This is a genomic window from Erwinia sp. B116 (assembly GCF_002865965.1).
Lineage (GTDB): Bacteria > Pseudomonadota > Gammaproteobacteria > Enterobacterales > Enterobacteriaceae > Erwinia.
The window spans coordinates 20114-23229 of record NZ_JRZZ01000041.1 but is presented as its reverse complement, the minus strand read 5'-3'; the positions used below and the strand labels follow the sequence as shown (position 1 = coordinate 23229).

Annotated in this window: 2 protein-coding genes; both read right to left on the bottom strand. The window is 59.2% G+C overall.

Annotation, left to right across the window (positions count from 1 at the left end):
* Nucleotides 1-2223, bottom strand: a 2223-nt coding sequence (locus NV64_RS19545; protein ID WP_233209049.1) for a membrane-bound PQQ-dependent dehydrogenase, glucose/quinate/shikimate family, incomplete at its 3' end; no start/stop codon positions are given.
* Between the two features lie 220 nt (nt 2224-2443).
* Nucleotides 2444-3116: LLM class flavin-dependent oxidoreductase (locus NV64_RS24230; protein ID WP_233209048.1), on the bottom strand; the 673-nt coding region annotated here is incomplete at its 5' end.

Below are 3116 nucleotides of genomic sequence, written 5' to 3'. Positions count from 1 at the left end.
GGTACTGTCATAGGCACGGAAGAAGTTATCCGCCGTTGCCCCGTGGAACACCAGGTCCCCCGCCGTCACCAGCTGACCGCCGTGCGCCACCATCCCCATCGGGAAACCAATCGGGAACGGCCCAGGCAGGAAGGTGGTTTTCAGGTTTTTGGTGCTGCCCACGCGGCGCAGCCACCGGGTTTTACCGGTGGTCAGATCCACCCCTGCCAGCTGCCCCCACGGTGGCGCGATGCACGGAATGCCCAGGCTGGAGGCAAAGCGCTGGATGTTAATCGCATAATCGCCCTGGTAGTTTTCGTTCCAGAACGGTGTGTTCTCTTTGGTGAACAGGCGCTTTTCTGCCGTTTGCGGCGTGCGCTTAATCAGGTTGTACTTGTAGGGCAGACGCACGGGAGAGGCGATCAGCAGCTGGCGCTGTGGATCGATCGCCACCGAGCCCCAGTTAAACACGCCGATATTGCCCGGGAACACCAGGGTGCCGGACTCGGTCGGTGGCGTCCACGGGTTGCCGTCATAGCGCAGCGAGTGGAACTCGATGCGGCAGGCCATCTGATCGAACGGCGAGATACCCCACATCGCTTTTTCATCCAGCGCTTTCGGAATAAAGTTCAGCGCGGATACCGGCTGGCTAGCGGCAAAGCTCTGACCGGTGACGCCGCCGCTGGTGGAAACTTCCTGCTGATTAACCGGGTACACCGGCTGGCCGGTCAGGCGGTTAAGCACAAACAGGTTGCCGGTTTTGGTTGGCAGGATCACCACCGGCTGTTTCTGGCCCTGATAATCAATATCAAGGATCGAAGGCTGCGACGGGTTATCGCGATCCCATAGGTCGTTGTGGGAAGACTGGAAGCGCCACTTAAAGGCACCGGTGTGCAGATCCAGCGCCACCAGGGTGTCACGGAACTTCTCAGTATTGCTCTCCGGCTGGCGTTCAATACCCACTTCATCCGGCGCGGCGTTACCAAACGGCACGTAGACCAGGCCATTTTTTACGTCGGCACTCAGGGTGGCCCACGCCAGCGGCGAGTCATGTGGATACTGTTGGTCAGCCGCGATCGGCTGGGTGTTTTCCGGATTGGCCGGATCAAAATTCCACACCAGTCGGCCGGACTGCACGTCATAGGCGCGGATCACCCCGGACGGGTTGCCGCTGCTGTAGCCGTTATCCATCGCCGCGCCGCCGACGATCACCAGATTACCGGCCACCAGCGGTGCGGAGGTTTGCATCAGCGCGTTAGGACGCACTTCTCCCATACTGGTATGCAGATCCACCACGCCCCGATTGCCGAAATCTTCGCACAGTTTGCCGGTGTCGGCATCCAGGGCAATCAGCTTCGCGTCAATGCTGGCGTTAAAAATACGTTTGCGGCATGCGGCAGCTGTCGCAACCTGTGCCTGAGCTGTCTCTGCGCCCTGCGGCTGTACCGAGCCGTCCCAGTAGCTGACGCCGCGGCAGGTCTGGTGCTGCCACATCAGCGAGCCATTATTGGTCGGCTGGTATTTCCACTTAACCGCACCGGTTTCCGGATTCAGCGCATGTACTTCATCGTGCGGTGTGCAGAAGTAGAGCGTATTGTTCACCTTCAGCGGCGTGGCTTCAAAGGTGTATTCGCTGGCGTCTTTCGCCGCATCACGCAGGTCGCCGGTATGATAGGTCCAGGCCACCTCCAGATCGCCTACGTTATCTTTAGTGATCTGGTTCAGTCGTGAGAAGCGCAGGCCGCTGTCGGTGCCGCCATAAGCCGCCCACTCCTCGCCTGCGCCATCGATCAGCGCGCTGTTACGTGGCGTGGTAATGGTGCCCGGCTGCGGGAAGGGATCGTAAAACATCAGCCCGATAACGATAACGATCATCACCGCCACGGTGCCGCCCAGCAGCGGATGGAAGCGGCGCTCGTGCCCGGCCGCGCGGGTCAGCGGGCGCACAACCCACGGCAGCGCCAGCCACAGGCCGATCAGGCCGATCAGGTCGCCGCGAGGGATCCACTGCCATTTATCAAAACCAACCTCAAAAACAGTCCAGGCCAGCACCAGCCACATCAGAATGGCATAAATGGTCAGCGCAATAGCCTTTTTACGGAACAGCGCAATGGCGGTTATCAGCAGCCCTACCGCAATAATGGCGTAAAACGGCGTACCCCCTGCCAGCAGCAGCTGGCTGCCCATATAGAGCATCGCAAGGCCGACCAGCGCAATCACCACGCTGGTAAATTTGTTAATCATGACTCTCCCCTGTGTGTTAATGCTGCCCGACAACGGCCGTGGCATACTTACGAATCTTTACCATAAGAATACATAAACATAACAAAATGGGTCAGTAATCATAACAACAGGCGATGCAGGGTTATTAATCAACAACCTCCAACATTATGAAATATATGGAAATATAATAAAAAAAAGCGTTGAGGGTTTTCCCTCAACGCCGTGCAGATAGCATAAATTGCTAATTTATCGGCGGCAGCTGCAGGTTGCTGCGGAAGTCATGGCCCGGATAGTCTTCATCGATCAGCTGGCGTTTACGCAGCTCCGGCAGCAGGCCGTTGATCAGCAGATCCTGCTGGTCCGGCTGGCCCAGGCCGTGCAGCGAAATGACGTCCAGCACGCCGGCGCGGTAACGCTCTTCAATCGCGTCGGCCAGCGACTCCGGCGTGCCGGCGACAAACCAGTGGCCGGTCTCTTCTGCCTGAACGATCAGCTCGCGCAGCGTTAACCCCTGGCGGGCAAACCCGACGAAAATCTCCGCCCGACCGCGACGACGGTTTACCGCGTCCGTATCCGGCAGCAGGCTTTCCGGGATCGCTTTATCCAGCGGCAGTTCGGAGAGGTCGATCTCGCCGCCGAGCATATCCGCCACCCGCAGCCGGCCGCGATCCAGGTTAATCCGCTCATGTTTTTCCCGCAGGCGGCGTGCCACGTCTGCCGGGCTGTCGCCAATAATCGAGTGGAACGAGTTCATCACCAGCGGCAGCCCCTGCGGGCGGCCAAAGCCCTGTGCCCTGCGGCGAATTTCACTGACGAAGGACACGGCAGCGGCCAGCGTCGGCTGCGAGGTATAAATCACTTCGGCATACCGGGCACCGAGGGTAATACCTTCCTCCGACTGCCCCGCCTGAAAC